The sequence below is a fragment of the Phreatobacter sp. genome (assembly GCF_030691135.1).
Classification (GTDB): Bacteria; Pseudomonadota; Alphaproteobacteria; order Rhizobiales; family Phreatobacteraceae; genus Phreatobacter.
In genome coordinates this window covers 1-15,104 of sequence record NZ_JAUYFA010000039.1, presented here as the reverse complement: position 1 = coordinate 15,104, position 15,104 = coordinate 1, and the positions used below count along the sequence as shown (strand labels likewise).

General features: G+C 68.4%; 9 protein-coding genes. 4 read left to right on the top strand and 5 right to left on the bottom strand.

Annotation, left to right across the window (positions count from 1 at the left end):
- Positions 1-6 precede the first annotated feature (6 nt).
- The 3 genes from Q8O26_RS06575 to Q8O26_RS06565 all read right to left on the bottom strand — a co-directional run bounded on the left by Q8O26_RS06575 (position 7) and on the right by Q8O26_RS06565 (position 4,311).
- A complete protein-coding gene (locus Q8O26_RS06575) occupies positions 7-2,292 on the bottom strand; it encodes an NADP-dependent malic enzyme (RefSeq protein ID WP_305574688.1) in 2,286 nt (761 codons plus the stop codon).
- Between the two features lie 112 nt (positions 2,293-2,404).
- Positions 2,405-3,595 (bottom strand): NAD(P)/FAD-dependent oxidoreductase, encoded by a 1,191-nt coding sequence (locus tag Q8O26_RS06570; RefSeq protein WP_305574686.1) that lies wholly within the window; start codon positions 3,593-3,595, stop codon positions 2,405-2,407.
- A complete protein-coding gene (locus Q8O26_RS06565) occupies positions 3,592-4,311 on the bottom strand; it encodes a sterol desaturase family protein (protein WP_305574684.1) in 720 nt (239 codons plus the stop codon). Before Q8O26_RS06565 ends, Q8O26_RS06570 begins: the two co-directional genes overlap by 4 nt.
- A 187-nt stretch (positions 4,312-4,498) precedes the next feature.
- On the opposite strand from Q8O26_RS06565, the gene Q8O26_RS06560 reads away from it, so the two are divergent.
- Complete coding sequence (locus tag Q8O26_RS06560; RefSeq protein WP_305574682.1) at positions 4,499-5,188, top strand: nitroreductase; 690 nt, start codon at positions 4,499-4,501, stop codon at positions 5,186-5,188.
- A 16-nt stretch (positions 5,189-5,204) separates the two neighbouring features.
- Here the strand turns inward: Q8O26_RS06560 and Q8O26_RS06555 are convergent, their stop codons facing one another.
- Positions 5,205-6,005, bottom strand: coding sequence for an MOSC domain-containing protein (locus Q8O26_RS06555; protein ID WP_305574680.1), 801 nt, complete (start codon positions 6,003-6,005; stop codon positions 5,205-5,207).
- A 340-nt stretch (positions 6,006-6,345) separates the two neighbouring features.
- Between Q8O26_RS06555 and clpB the strand changes: the two genes are divergently transcribed.
- From clpB to trmFO, 3 genes are all read left to right on the top strand, one after another.
- Positions 6,346-8,943, top strand: coding sequence for an ATP-dependent chaperone ClpB (gene clpB / locus Q8O26_RS06550; RefSeq protein WP_371134474.1), 2,598 nt, complete (start codon positions 6,346-6,348; stop codon positions 8,941-8,943).
- 96 nt (positions 8,944-9,039) lie between these two features.
- Positions 9,040-10,977 carry a hypothetical protein gene (locus tag Q8O26_RS06545; RefSeq protein WP_305574678.1) on the top strand — a complete coding sequence of 646 codons (1,938 nt, stop codon included), beginning with the start codon at positions 9,040-9,042 and terminating at the stop codon, positions 10,975-10,977.
- 42 nt (positions 10,978-11,019) lie between these two features.
- Complete coding sequence (gene trmFO / locus Q8O26_RS06540) at positions 11,020-12,438, top strand: methylenetetrahydrofolate--tRNA-(uracil(54)-C(5))-methyltransferase (FADH(2)-oxidizing) TrmFO (RefSeq protein WP_305574676.1); 1,419 nt, start codon at positions 11,020-11,022, stop codon at positions 12,436-12,438.
- 32 nt (positions 12,439-12,470) lie between these two features.
- Here the strand turns inward: trmFO and Q8O26_RS06535 are convergent, their stop codons facing one another.
- The gene (locus tag Q8O26_RS06535) at positions 12,471-14,408 is read right to left on the bottom strand and encodes a M23 family metallopeptidase (protein WP_305574674.1); all 1,938 of its coding nucleotides are present in this window, start codon (positions 14,406-14,408) and stop codon (positions 12,471-12,473) included.
- Positions 14,409-15,104 lie beyond the last annotated feature (696 nt).

Below are 15,104 nucleotides of genomic sequence, written 5' to 3'. Positions count from 1 at the left end.
CGGTCCTCAGCCGCCGATATTGTAGGCCGCCAGCGCCGCCATGTTGACGAGGTCGGAATCGCGGGCGCCGAGCGGGACGATCTGAACCGGCTTGTCGAGACCGACCAGAAGCGGACCGATGACGGTGGCGCCGCCGAGTTCCTGCATCATCTTCGTCGCGATCGAGGCCGAGTGGAATGCCGGCATGACCAGCACGTTGGCCGGCCCGGTGAGACGGCAGAACGGATAGGCCTGCATCAGTTCCGGATTGAGGGCGACGTCCGCCGACATCTCGCCGTCATACTCGAAATCGACGCGGCGGCCGTCGAGGATCTTCACGGCCTCGATGACCTTTTCCGAGCGCTCGCCCTTGGGCTGGCCGAAGGTGGAGAAGGCGAGGAGCGCGACCCGCGGCTCGGTGCCGAGGCGGCGCGCCGCATGGGCGGCCTCGACGGCGATCTCGGCGAGATCGGCGGCCGATGGCATTTCGGTGATGGCGGTGTCGGCGACGAGTACGGTGCGCCCGCGCGAGAGCACGATGGAGACGCCGATGAGCCGGTGGCCCGGCTTCACGTCGATGACGCGGCGGACCTCCTCGAGGGCGGAGGAATAGTTGCGGGTGACGCCGGTAACCATGCCGTCGGCATCGCCGGCCTCCACCATGGCGGCGCCGAAGATGTTGCGGTCCTGGTTTACCATGCGCTGGCAGTCGCGGTACAGGTAGCCGTGGCGCTGCAGCCTCTCGTAAAGCTGGCTGGCATAGTCGGCATTGCGGGTGGAAAGCCGCGCATTGGCGATCTCGATGCCGTCCTTCAGGTCGATGCCCGCAGCGAGGGCTGTCGCCCGTACCCGGTCCTCGCGGCCGACGAGGATCGCCGTGCCGAGGCCCTGGTTGACGAAGCTCTGGGCGGCGCGGATCACCTGCTCCTCCTCGCCCTCGGCGAAGACGACGCGGCGCGGCGTGCGGCGTGCGCGCTCGAATATGCGGGCAAGGACTCCGGCGACGGGATTGAGGCGGGCGGTGAGCTGCGCCTTGTAGCCGGCCATGTCGACGATCGGGCGGCGGGCGACACCCGTCTCCATCGCGGCCTGCGCGACGGCGGTCGGCACGGCGATCATCAGACGCGGGTCGAACGGCACCGGAATGATGTAGTCGGGGCCGTATTTCGGCCTTCCGCCGCCATAGGCCGCAGCGACGTCGTCAGGCACGTCTTCGCGCGCGAGGGCGGCGAGCGCATTGGCGGCGGCGATTTTCATTTCCATGTTGATCTGCGTCGCACGCACGTCGAGGGCGCCGCGGAACAGGAAGGGGAAGCCGAGGACGTTGTTGACCTGGTTCGGATAGTCGGAGCGGCCGGTGGCGACGATGGCGTCGGAGCGCACCGCGTGCACCTCCTCCGGGGTGATCTCCGGATCGGGATTGGCCATGGCGAAGATGATCGGCTTCGGCGCCATGGACATGACCATCTCGGGCGTCAGCGCGCCCTTGACCGACAGGCCGAAGAAGACGTCGGCACCCTTGACCGCCTCGGCGAGGGTGCGCGCATCGGTCGCCACGGCATGGCCGGACTTCCACTGGTTCATGCCTTCGGTGCGGCCGCGCCAGATCGTGCCCTTGGTGTCGCAGAGCGTGACGTTGTCGGGCGTGAAGCCCATCGCCTTCAGGAGTTCGACACAGGCGATGCCGGCGGCGCCGGCGCCGTTGACGACGAGCCGTGTCGTCTTGATGTCGCGGCCAGTAATGTCCATGGCGTTGATCAGGCCGGCGGCGGCGATGATCGCGGTACCGTGCTGGTCGTCATGGAACACCGGGATGTCCATGAGCTCCTGCAGGCGCTGCTCGATGATGAAGCACTCGGGCGCCTTGATGTCCTCGAGATTGATGCCGCCGAACGAGGGGCCGAGATAGCGCACCGCGTCGATGAACTTGTCGGCGTCCTCGGTATCGATCTCCAGGTCGATGGAATCGACGTCGGCGAAGCGCTTGAACAGCACCGCCTTGCCTTCCATCACCGGCTTGGAGGCGAGCGCGCCGAGATTGCCGAGGCCGAGGATGGCGGTGCCGTTGGTGATGACGGCGACCATGTTGCCGCGCGTCGTGTAGTCGAAGGCGCGCGCCGGATCCTCGGCGATGGCGAGGACGGGAACCGCAACGCCCGGGGAATAGGCGAGCGACAGGTCGCGCTGCGTCGCCATGGGCTTGGTCGGCACGATCTCAAGCTTGCCGGGCTTGCCGACCTGGTGGAAGGCCAGCGCCTCCTGGTCCGTGATGGTCGGGCGGTTGCGTCGGCCGGTCGTGTTGTCGGTCGCCATGTCGGGTTCTTCTTGCAGCGTTCCTCGGAAGGGACCGGGACCATAGGGTTTGCCCACCCGGACGGCAACGGGCCGTGAGAGGGAGAGGGACTGCGGCCCGTCAGGCCGACTGTCAGGCCGCCTTGCCGGCCGCCCAGCCAGACGACCAGGCCCACTGGAAATTGTAGCCGCCGAGCCAGCCGGTGACGTCGACGGCCTCGCCGATGAAAAACAGGCCGGGCACGGACTTCGCCGCCATGGTCTGCTGGTCGAGGCCGGCGGTGTCGATCCCGCCGAGGGTGACCTCCGCCGTGCGCCAGCCCTCGGTGCCGTTCGGGCGGATGCGCCAGGCGTTGACCGCCGCATCGATGCGGGCGAGCACCTTGTCGGAACAGTCGGCGAGATTGCCGGTAGGCGCCTGGCTCGTGACGACGGCCTGGGCGAGGCGCCGCGGCAGGATCTCGGCGAGAACCGTCTGCACCGCCTGGCGGCCGTTGCGGGCGCGCGCCGCCTTCAGGCCCTCGAGAACGTTCACGCCGGGGGCGAGCGAGACGACGATGTCGTCGCCCTCGCGCCAGTAGCTGGAGATCTGCAGCACGGCCGGGCCGGAGAGGCCGCGATGGGTGAAGAGAACCGCCTCGGGGAAGCGCGTCTTGCCGTGGCCGACCACCGCCTCCTCCACGGCGATGCCGGCGAGGGGCGTGAGAGTCGCCAGCATGTCGGCCGAGAAGGTCAGGGGCACGAGGGCCGGACGCGGCGGGACGACGGCGAGGCCGAACCGGGCGGCGATGTCGTAGGCGAGACCGGTCGCGCCCATCTTCGGGATGGACTTGCCGCCGGAGGCGACGACCAGCGACGTGCAGCGGATGTCACGGTCGGAGAGCCGGACGGCAAAACCGTCCTCGGTCCGGGCGATGTCCTCGACGCCGGTGGCGAGCCTGAGTTCGACCCCGGCCCGTTCCATCTCATCGGTCAGCATGGCGATGATCTGGCGCGCCGAGCCGTCGCAGAAGAGCTGGCCCAGCGTCTTCTCGTGCCAGGCGATGCCGTGGCTGTCGACCAGGGCGATGAAGTCGCGCTGGGTGTAGCGGGCGAGCGCCGAAATGGCGAAGCGGGGGTTCTGCGACAGGAAGTTCTTCGGCGATGTGCCGAGATTGGTGAAGTTGCAGCGGCCGCCGCCGGAGATGCGGATCTTCTCGCCCGGCGCTTCGGCATGGTCGACGACGAGCACCGAGCGGCCGCGCCGTCCGGCCTCGATGGCGCACATCATGCCGGCGGCGCCGGCTCCGATGACGAGGACGTCGACGGCGCGCGGACGGGTCACTCGGCGGGGGTCCGCCCGGCCGGCGGCGCATCGTCGCGCTTCAGATAGGGATAGCGGTCGGCGAATTCGCCAGTATAGCCGAGATTGCGGGCGGTCGGGGAGCGGACGAGTGCCTTCTTGTCGACGATGCGGGTGCCGAGCAGCCGGTCGGCGATCGCCGTGGTGATGCCGAAATTGCGGTTCTCGTCGACATAGTGGTGCAGGGCATGTTCCTGCCGCCGCGCGGTGAAATAGCGCGAGCGCATGTCGCCATCCATGTGGCAGGCGAAGTGGACGATCTCGTAGAAGGCGAAGAGCGCGAAGGCGATGGCGACGACCGGGGCGATCGGCCTGAGACCGACGAGCCAGGCGATGCCCGCCACCACGGCCACAAGCAGCACGACGCTGGCGGGATGGGCGAGGATCACCCGGGTGTCCTTCGGGTCCATGTGGTGGGCGTAATGGACGCGGTTCCAGAACTGCGCGGTGGCCGAGGTCTTGGCGAGTTCGAGCCAGTGCAGGACATATTTGTGGGTGATGAATTCGACGGCGGGCAGGAGGCAGACGCCGATCACCGCAGCGACGAGCGTCCACATGAGACCCGCGGTGATCGCGGCATAGACGAAGAAGACCGCCGCCAGTCCCGCATAGAGCAGGACGGCGCCGCGGGCGTCGGGGTGGCGCAGCACGGCGAGCGTGTCGCCGGCGAGCGCGCGGACTTCCTTGGCAAGGGACATGCGGGTGCGTCTCGGATGGGAAGGGAGCCGCGGCGGCGACCCCCGACGGCCCCATCTACCCCATTGCCCGGCCCGAGGGGAAGGCAATCCGCCGTGATCCAGGCTCCGTCCGTGCCGAACGGCGGATGGCGAAAAGGCCGGCGAGCGGAGACGATGGCGCGGCCCCTCGAACGATCCGGCGAGACCGATGACCAGCCCCCTGCCGACCGATGCCGAAGCCTTCGACCGCCTGATGGCCGCGCGCCATTCCTGCCGCGCCTTCCGGCCCGAGCCGATCCCGCGGGCGACGATCGCGGCGATCCTGACGACGGCGCAGAAGACCGCCTCCTGGAACAATACCCAGCCCTGGCAGGTGGTGATCGCCAGCGGCGGCGCGGTCGAGCGCTTCCGTGCGCTGATGCTCCAACTCGCCTCCGCTGGGGCGGAGCCGTCGAGCGATTTTCCCTTCCCGCGCGAGTATCGGGGGGCGCTTCTGGAGCGGCGGCGGGCCTGCGGTTTCCAGCTCTATGACGCGGTGGGGGTCCAGCGCGGCGACAAGGCCGCCTATGCCCGCCAGTCCCTGCGCAACTTCGCGCTGTTCGATGCGCCGCATGTGGCGATCATCACCACGGATGAGGCGCTCGGCGCCTATGGGGCGCTGGATTGCGGCGCCTATGTCAGCAATTTCATGACGGCGGCGACAGCCCACGGCGTCGCGACCATCGCCCAGGCAGCCCTCGCCGTCCATGCAGGGGCAATCCGCGCCCATTTCGGCATTGCCGACGACCAGCGCGTCGTCTGCGGCATCTCCTTCGGGCGAGCGGATGCGGCGGCGCCGGTCAACGGCTATCGCACGGTGCGCGCGGGGCTCGGTGAGGTCGTGCGCTGGGAGGATTGAGGGCAGAGCGCCCCCCTCAGAACGCCACGCTGGACGCGTCCTCCTCGGTCACTCTGAGCGCGTCGCCGACGGCGATCCGCCCGCCCTGCGCCACCGCGGCATAGATGCCGCAATCGGCGTGGCCGTAGCTGCGCATCAGCACGGCGGGGATCATCAGGTCGCGGACGGCAGTGGCCGGATTGACGGTCGTGGCGGCGCAGCGCTCGGTGCGCTTCAGGCCGCGCAGGGCGGCACCGCCGGTGGTGATGCGCTTGCCCACCCAGGCGAACTCCGAGAAGGCCGGTACGCCGTCGATATAGATATTGGCGCGGAAGCGGATCGGGTCGATGGCGATGCCGGTCTCCTTCTCCAGAGCCCGGACCGTGGCGAGATTGATGATGGACACGAAGCCGGAGCGCGAATCCATGAAGTGGAAGCCGGGCGGGCCCTCCAGCACCTTCGGCGTGCCGGCGAGGTCGTTGGCGAGGAACATGCGGAAGAAGTCCTCGATCGCGGCGCGGCCTTCCGGTGTACGCAGGTCCCCGCGGGCGACCTCGACCTCGTCGGCGACGATGGCGAGGCTGTGGCTGGCGTCGTCATAGCTGGTCTTCAGCTTCGCCAGCGCCGCCTGGCGGGCGAGGACGAGGAATTTCTGCTTCGGCTGGTGCTCGGGATTGGCAGGGTCGAAGCCGGAGGGACCGTTCTCGATGGCGAAGAGCCTGTCGCCGGGGAAATGCGCGCCACTGCTCAGGGGCGCCTCGGTCAGCGGCTCGGCGGAGAGCCCCTTCACGGGATAGCGGTAGAGGGCGGTGATGCGGGCGGGGGCTGTGTCGGTCATTGCTTGAGGTGGCCCGACGCGGCGGGGACGGTCAAGCCCGGGTGAGGGGGAGAGCGGCTGATGGCGAGGGCATCGCCCCCTCACCCGGCCTTCGGCCGACCTCTCCCCGCCGGGGAGTGGTGAAAGGGCGGCGCCGTTGTCTTGTCCAATCGTGTTTCCACCAGGGGCGCACGCCGGCCGGTTTGACGCGCCTCAAAAAGTCCGCCGCGGTCTCTTCTCACAGCCGCGTGACACCCCCATATCCGCCTCGGGCCGGTGCCTTCTGGGCCGGCAATCCATCGGTCGGACGTTTCATCTCGGGCTCAGGAGAGACGGGCGGAACGGGCAAGGGAGTGACCTCATGAACATCGAGAAATACACCGAACGCTCACGCGGCTTCATCCAGTCGGCACAGTCTCTGGCCCTGCGCGAGGGCCATCAGCAGTTCCAGCCCGAGCACCTGCTGAAGGTGCTGCTGGACGACACCGAAGGCCTTGCCGCCGGCCTGATCCGGCAGGCGGGCGGCCAGCCGCAGCTGGCGCTGGCCAAGACCGAAGAGGCGCTGAAGAAGATTCCGAAGGTGCAGGGCTCGGGAGCCGGCCAGGTCTATCTCGGCCAGGGTCTCGCCCGCGTCTTCGACACGGCCGAGAAGGCCGCCGAGAAGGCCGGCGACAGCTTCGTCGCCGCCGAGAGGCTGTTGCTCGCCCTGGCTCTGGAGAAGGAGACCGAGGCCGGCATGGCGCTGGCAGCCGCTTCCGTCAGCCCGCAGGCACTGAACCAGGCCATCGAGGGGCTGCGCAAGGGGCGCACCGCCGATTCCGCCTCGGCCGAGAACGCCTATGACGCGCTGAAGAAATATGCCCGCGACCTGACCCAGGCCGCCCGTGACGGCAAGCTCGACCCGGTCATCGGCCGCGACGAGGAGATCCGCCGCACCATCCAGGTGCTGTCGCGCCGTACCAAGAACAATCCCGTCCTCATCGGCGAGCCCGGCGTCGGCAAGACCGCCATCGTCGAGGGTCTCGCCCTGCGCGTCATCGACGGCGACGTGCCGGAAAGCCTCAAGGACAAGTCGATCCTGTCGCTCGACATGGGGTCGCTGATCGCGGGGGCGAAATATCGCGGCGAGTTCGAGGAGCGGCTGAAGGCCGTGCTGTCGGAGGTGACCTCCGCTGACGGCGCCATCGTGCTGTTCATCGACGAGATGCACACGCTGGTCGGTGCCGGCAAGGCGGACGGGGCGATGGACGCCTCGAACCTGTTGAAGCCGGCGCTTGCCCGCGGCGAACTGCACTGCATCGGCGCGACGACGCTCGACGAGTATCGCAAGCATGTCGAGAAGGACGCGGCGCTCGCCCGCCGCTTCCAGCCGATCTTCGTCGGCGAGCCGACGGTGGAAGACACGGTGTCGATCCTGCGCGGCCTGAAGGAAAAGTACGAGCAGCATCACCAGGTGCGCATCACCGATGCGGCGATCGTCGCGGCGGCGACGCTGTCGAACCGCTACATCACCGACCGCTTCTTGCCCGACAAGGCCATCGACCTCATCGACGAGGCCTCGGCGCGGCTGAGGATGCAGGTCGATTCCAAGCCGGAGGAACTCGACGAGGTCGACCGACGTGTCATCCAGCTCAAGATCGAGCAGGAGGCGCTGAAGAAGGAGAGCGACATCGCGTCGAGGGACCGGCTGAAACGGCTCGAGACCGATCTCGCCGCGCTCGAGGCGCAGTCCGCCGAGATGACCGCGCGCTGGAAGGCGGAGAAGGACAGTCTCGGCCGCGCCGCCGAGATCAAGAAGCAGCTCGACGAGGCGCGCACCGCCCTGGCCAATGCCCAGCGCAAGGGCGACTGGGCGAAGGCCGGCGAACTGTCCTACGGCACGCTTCCCGCACTTGAGAAGGAGCTCGTCGGCGTCGAGGAGCACAATGAGCAGGCCATGGTCGAGGAGGCGGTCACCGCCGACCACGTCGCCCAGGTCGTCTCGCGCTGGACCGGCGTGCCGGTCGACCGGATGCTGGAGGGCGAGAAGGACAAGCTGCTGCGCATGGAGGACGAGATCGCCCGCCGCGTCGTCGGCCAGGGCGAGGCTGTCAAGGCCGTCTCGACCGCGGTGCGGCGCGCCCGCGCAGGACTGCAGGATCCGAACCGGCCGATCGGCTCGTTCATGTTCCTCGGCCCCACCGGCGTCGGCAAGACCGAGCTGACCAAGGCGCTGGCGGAGTTCCTGTTCGACGACGAGACGGCCATGGTCCGCCTCGACATGTCCGAATACATGGAAAAGCACTCGGTCTCGCGTCTCATCGGCGCGCCTCCCGGCTATGTCGGCTACGACGAGGGCGGGGCGCTGACGGAGGCCGTGCGCCGCCGGCCGTACCAGGTGGTCCTGTTCGACGAGATCGAGAAGGCCCATCCGGACGTGTTCAATGTCCTCCTCCAGGTGCTCGACGACGGGCGGCTGACGGACGGGCAGGGCCGGACGGTCGATTTCCGCAACGTGCTGATCATCATGACCTCGAACCTCGGGTCCGAGCTGCTGGTCATGCAGGGCGAGGGCGAGGAGGTCGACGCGGTGCGTGACGGCGTCCTCTCCATCGTGCGCGGGCATTTCCGCCCCGAATTCCTCAACCGGATCGACGAGATCATCCTGTTCGGCCGCCTGAAGCGCGAGCAGATGACGACCATCGTCGACATCCAGCTGAGGCGCCTGCAGAAGCTGCTGGACGAGCGCAAGATCGTCCTCGACCTCGAGCCGGCCGCCAAGGCCTGGCTCGCCGACAAGGGCTACGATCCCGCCTATGGCGCGCGTCCGCTGAAGCGCGTCATCCAGAAATATGTCCAGGATCCGCTGGCCGAGAAGATCCTCGGCGGCACCATCAAGGACGGCGACAGCGTCAGCGCCGCGGCGGCAGGAGACCGGCTGGTCTTCGAGGCTTCGACGCCGGCCATGGCGGCCGAATAACTCTCAGCTGCAACACATCGGGAATACAACCCTCTTGCCAGGCCGTCCTTTCGGGTATCCGATCGGGCGGCCTTTGGTGTTGTGGGGGAGGGATCGGTGGCAGCACGCGCAGGTCAGGACAAGGCGGCGGCCAAGACAGTCACTCCCCCGGCCCCCCGGACAGCCGTCCTCGTGTTCCACGGTATCGGAGACCAGCGGCCGATGGAGACCATGCTTGGCGTGGTCGATGCCGTTCTGGGCAAGCCCGAGATTGACCGCGAGGCGGCGCGCCGCAAGGGTGCAATTCCTCGCTGGATCAAGCCCTATGTGGGAAAAGACGGCTCCTTCGACCTGAAATCGGTGACGACACCAGCGCTCGGCATGACCGAAAAGCGGCGCTACGATTTCTACGAGCTCTACTGGGCCCATCTGATGAGCGGCACGCGCTTCGTCGCCGTGCTGCTTTGGCTGTGCGACCTGGCCAAGCGCGACCGGTCCAGCCTTCCGGCTGATGCGCGCTGGATCTGGTATGCGGCGGTCACGATCCTGACCGCTGCGCTGCTGGCGGCCGTTCACGTGGTCTGGGTCGTGGGAACCGGCCTGATCGGGCTGTCATGGCTCGACGTCGCCGCCCGTGCCGGCCTTGCAGCGCCACAGGCGACGGTGTCCTTCCTCGTCCTCGCCGTCCTGGTGGGCGGGTTCGTGACCTTCGGGCTGCGGAAGGGCTGGGCGCAGGGCCTCGGCATCGCAGCTGTCTTCGTCGTGTTCGCCGCGATCGCGTCGTGGCACCCGCTGGCACTGCTGACCCTGGTGCCGGCGCTGGCCAGCCTTTTGATGTTCCTCGGACCCGTGGCCACGGCCTATGGGGTCGCCGGCACGGCTGGCCTGTCGCTCTTCGTCGCCCTCTGGGGGCCGGTCTGGACGCTTGTCGGCATTGGCAATGCGGACTGGCCCGAAGGCACCCGGCTTCTCGACATCGCGCTCCTGACGCTCGGCCATCCGCCGACGACACTCTGGCTCCTCGTCTTCCTGACGCTCTTCGTCTTCCTCGCCTGGGTGTTCCTCGTTCCCTATGTCGGGGACTGCGCCCGCTACCTGCGTGATGCGCCCGACAACATCGAGGCCCGCAACCGCATCCGAAAACTCGGCCTTCAGGTGCTTCAGGACCTGCATGACCAGCGCACCGGCGACGGCGCGCCCCGTTACGACCGTATCGTCGTCGTCGCGCACAGCCTCGGCACGATCATCGCCTATGACGTGCTGCGCGCCTTCTTTGTCGAGCAGATGGCCAAGGCACGGCTGACCGACAGGGTCATCGCCGCCTTCGCGGACATCGACGGACTGCCGAAGAACGCGATCGACACAGGAACCTATGCGGTGGCGGAGGTTGGCGGGGGGCTCGGCTGGCAGCGGCTCGATCCGGGCGAAACGCCTTCGGCGGTCGAGTATCAGGAGAAGGTCCGGCAGGCCTTCGCGATCTTCACCACGGAGCAGATCACCGTCGTGAAAAACGAGATCGTCGCTTCGCCCTGGCGCATCAGCGATTTCGTCACGATGGGAAGCCCGCTCGCCCATGCGGCGCTGCTGATGACCGAGGCGGGGACGGAGAAGGGTCTCGCCGAGAAGGTGTCGCTGCGCGAGTTTCCGGTCGCGCCTCCCGGGCTGACGCCCGGGGAGGATGGCCGCGTTCTCTTCGCCCCCAAAAGTGCGAATCCGGGCATGGCCCCTGCGCGCCCGCGGCTGCAGCACTCCGCCATGTTCGCGCTGACCTGCTGGACCAATCTCTATTTCGCCCAGCGTGCCGCGGTGAAGGGCGACTTCATCGGCGGCCCGATCCCCGCCGCGCATTCACCCGGAACGCTGAACATTCCGCAGCAGACGTCGATCTCGGGCGGCTACTTCAACCATACCCATTATTGGCTGGCCGAGGAGCCTCTGGGCGACGGGACGCCGCATCTGCGGGCGCTGAAACTCGCCGTCCTCGGTGTCGACGCCTGCCGGGAGGTGAACAGGACGCGGCGGAATCTCGCAACCGACGAAACGCTCGCCCTTTGAGCCTTGCTTGCCGGCCGTGTCGCTCCGCCGTAGAAGATCGGCATGACACAGATTTCCCCCATCCACGTCGTCGGCGGCGGCCTCGCCGGTTCCGAGGCCGCCTGGCAGGTCGCCGAGGCCGGCATTCCGGTCGTGCTGCACGAGATGCGGCCGTCGCGCGGCACCGAGGCCCACAAGACCGAAGGCCTCGCCGAACTCGTCTGTTCCAACTCCTTCCGCTCCGACGATGCCGAGACCAATGCGGTCGGTCTTCTCCATGCCGAGATGCGCCGCATGGGATCCATCATCATGCGCATGGCGGATGCCCATCAGGTGCCGGCCGGCGGGGCGCTCGCCGTCGACCGTGACGGCTTCTCGCAGGCCGTGACGGCGGCGCTCGAGGCCCATCCGCGCATCACGATCGTTCGGGAGGAGGTGGCGGGGCTGCCGCCGGCGGGCTGGGACAGCGTGATCGTCGCCACCGGACCGCTGACCTCGCCGGCGCTCGCCGACGCTGTCGGCCAGCTGACGGGCGAGAAGGAGCTCGCCTTCTTCGACGCCATCGCGCCGATCGTCCATTTCGAATCCGTCGACATGGACAAGGCGTGGTTCCAGTCGCGCTACGACAAGGCGGGTCCTGGCGGGACGGGCGCCGACTACATCAACTGCCCGATGGACAAGGCCCAGTACGAGGCCTTCATCGACGCGCTGCTGGCGGCCGAGAAGACCGAGTTCAAGGAGTGGGAGGGCACGCCCTATTTCGACGGGTGCCTGCCCATCGAGGTGATGGCCGAGCGCGGGCGCGAGACGCTGCGCTGGGGGCCGATGAAGCCGGTCGGGCTCACCAACAGGCACAATCCGACCGTGAAGGCCTATGCGGTGGCCCAGCTCCGGCAGGACAACAAGCTCGGCACGCTCTTCAACATGACGGGGTTCCAGACCAAGCTGAAATATGGCGAGCAGGCTGGAATCTTCCGCATGATCCCCGGGCTCGAGAAGGCCGAGTTCGCCAGGCTCGGCGGCATCCACCGCAACACCTATCTCAACTCGCCGAAGGTGCTCGACGAGACGCTGCGGCTGAAGGTCGAGCCGCGGCTGCGCTTCGCCGGCCAGATCACGGGATGCGAGGGCTATGTGGAGAGCGCCGCCATCGGCGGCATGGTCGGCCGGTTCGCGGCGGCCGAGCGGCTCGGCCGGGCACCGTCGCTGCCGCCGGTGACGACGGCGCATGGCGCTCTCATCAACCACATCACGGGCGGCCATGTGTCGACCATCGACGAGGGGCCGCGCTCGTTCCAGCCGATGAACGTCAACTTCGGCCTGTTCCCGCCGCTCGCCGAGCCGGCGCCGAACAAGGGGCCCGACGGCGAACGGTTGCGCGGCAATGCCAAGACCCAGGCGCGCAAGAGGGTGCTGAGTGCGCGGGCGCTCGCTGATTTCGACGCCTGGCTCGATGGTGCGGCGCGCCTCGCGGCGGAATAGCGCCTCCTGCCAGGCCGCCGGGACCGGAGGTCTCAGCGCGAGGGTGCCGCCGCGGTGACGCGCGTCTCGGCCCGGTCGCGCGTCATCAGGTTGTCGATGCGCTCGCGCTCGGCACGGAAGGCGGCGAGCATCGGGCCGGCGAGCTCGCGGCCGCGCGGCACGCGGACACGCATCGGATCGACGAAGCGCCCATTGACCAACACTTCGTAGTGCAGGTGGGGGCCGGTCGAGAGGCCTGAATTGCCGAGATAGCCGATCACCTGGCCCTGGCGGACGCGCGCACCCTCGCTGATGCCGCGGGCGAAGCCCGACAGGTGCGAATAGGTCGAGGTATAGCCGTTGGGGTGCTCGATCTCGATGCGGCGTCCGTAGCCGCCCGACCAGCTGGCCTTGGCGATGACGCCGTTGCCGGCGGCGACGATCGGCGTGCCGATCCGGTCGGACCAGTCGACGCCGGAATGCATCTTGTAATAGCCCATGACGGGATGGCGGCGCATACCGAAGCCGGAGCGCATCTGGCCCCCCGCGATCGGCTTGCGGATGAGGAACTTGCGGGCCGATTTTCCCTGCTCGTCGTAATAGTCGATGATGCCGTCGGCCGTCGAATGGAAGCGGTAGTAGCGGCGGGTCTCCCCGGCGGTGGTGATCGAGGCATAGAGAATGTCGCCGCGGCCCGCTTCGCCCTCGTCGTCGGACGCATAGAGCACCTCGAACAGGTCGTTGGTGCCGGCCCGGCGCGAGAAGTCGACGTCGTTGCCGAAGACGCGGATGAGTTCGTCGACGATGGGACGCGGGATCTCCTGGCGCAGCGCGGTCTCGTAGATCGCCGCGTAGAGGCGCAGGCCCGAGCCCTCGTCGTCTTCCTCCGATTCGTCGGTGACGTTGACGGCCTCGGCAGGATCCTCCACCGCGACGTAACGACCCTCGTCCGTCTGCGCCACGGCAGCCTCCGGCGTGCCGCGCTCGCCGACCAGGATGACGCGGACCGGCTGGCTGCGGCCCGATGGGCCCTGGGCGAAGAGCACGCGGATGCGTTGGCCGTCGCGCAGCGTGATCTCGCGACCGCCGCGGGTGAAGGCGGCGGCGATGAGGCGGACATCGTCGCGCACCGCGCCAAGCTCGAGCAGGATCGAGGTGATGGTGTCGCCGGTCTTGGCGATGACTGTGCGGTCGGGCGGGGCGGCGTCGGTCGCGGCCTCGGCGGCGCGTTTGGCGACGCGCACGACGTTGGGATCATCGGGATCGAGCGCCGTGTTGCCGGGCGACAGGCGGGCGAGGGGGCCTCCCGTCGGGAGCACGAGGGGGATTGCGAGATCCGTCTGGTTCGCCGCCTCCCGAATCTGGCCGAGGATCTCCTCGGTCGAAAGGGTCAGCATGGTGCGCTGCTGGGGAGGCAGGGAGGCGATGTCGCGCATGACGAGGGTCACCTCGCCATCGGTATCGGGCGCCTGCTCCTCGGCGCGTTCGGCCGTGTCACCGGCGAGCAGGCGCAGCGGGTTGAACTCGGGAATGTCGTGATTGCCGCTGGAGGTCTGGACGAGATTGGCGACCACGCGGGTATGCGGCCTGACCCGGATGATCTCGCGGTCACCGACCCGGGACGTCTGCGACACGCGGATGGTCTGTTTGGACGACGAGAACAGATCGGCGAGCGGGGTCAGGCGATCTCCCTTGCGGGCGGTGTTGGTGGGACGGTCGGATGCCGATCCGGGGCCGCGGGTGAGAGGCCGGACGATCTCGGCGGGTGCGGGGGGCCGGGTGGGGTTCTCCAGTGCCGCCCAGACCGCTCCGCCCATCAGGCCGGCGCCGCACAGGCCGGTGAGCACCGTCCCCGACAGCCAGCGCACGTTGACGCGCCGGGCCTCGATGCCGCGGCGTTCGCGGCCGTCGCTCGACAGCGGCGCCTCGTCCCCGAGCGTCGCGCTGGGACCGCCGTGATGAGAAAAGGACGATCGGCCAGAAAGAAGCAAACGCGAATTCTCCGATCGGTGGCGTCGGGCGGTGCCCGGCCGACGATGTGCCGCGGACGTTGCCCGCCCCGCCTGCATCCGTCAAGCAACGGCCAGCGCCAGAGAAGAGCGAAAAATGTGGCGCGCTCAGGGCTATCCGGCACCTGGGAGGCATTGCGGGTGGCCGGTCATATGGAGGGGACCGCTGCGCGCGAAAGGAATAGGACAGGTCGGCTCGGGCTTCCGGCGTGCCGGCGGCACCGGCGGGTCGGAACCCTGAGCCGCCACGGGCGTTCACCAGCCGGCGTCACCGGGCACGCGACAGGACCGACAGGGCAGGATGGAGCGTGCCAGGCGGTGGGGAGGCGGCGCAATCCTGGTAGGGCCAGCGGCGCGCTGTCGGCCCGGCCTGTGGAAAAGTCCTTGTCGAATCGCCGATTGAACCATTCAATCAATACCCTGAGGGCGTACACGGTGAATCGGCTCTGGGCCCGGCGGCAGGCACTGTCGTCGGGACGTCATTTTTTTCCAGATCCGTGTTGACAGTCCGAACGGGGCTGGCCTATAAACCGCCCATCGACGCGGCGCCGCGCTTTGAACGGCCCGGCTTCGCGTCTCTGAAGCTTCTCAGTCACCTTCTGGTGCATGACGCTTCCGGCCTTAGGGTTGGGGGTTGCGTTTCAGTCGCCCTTTTATGGGTGGGAGCCCTTGTGGTTC

Bases quoted from the DNA above. Each gene is read 5' to 3' on its own strand.
- Q8O26_RS06565 (WP_305574684.1), bottom strand. From the start codon at position 4,311: ATGTCCCTTGCCAAGGAAGTCCGCGCGCTCGCCGGCGACACGCTCGCC.
- Q8O26_RS06575 (WP_305574688.1), bottom strand. From the start codon at position 2,292: ATGGCGACCGACAACACGACCGGCCGACGCAACCGCCCGACCATCACG.
- Q8O26_RS06555 (WP_305574680.1), bottom strand. From the start codon at position 6,005: ATGACCGACACAGCCCCCGCCCGCATCACCGCCCTCTACCGCTATCCC.
- trmFO (WP_305574676.1), top strand. From the start codon at position 11,020: ATGACACAGATTTCCCCCATCCACGTCGTCGGCGGCGGCCTCGCCGGT.
- clpB (WP_371134474.1), top strand. From the start codon at position 6,346: ATGAACATCGAGAAATACACCGAACGCTCACGCGGCTTCATCCAGTCG.
- Q8O26_RS06560 (WP_305574682.1), top strand. From the start codon at position 4,499: ATGACCAGCCCCCTGCCGACCGATGCCGAAGCCTTCGACCGCCTGATG.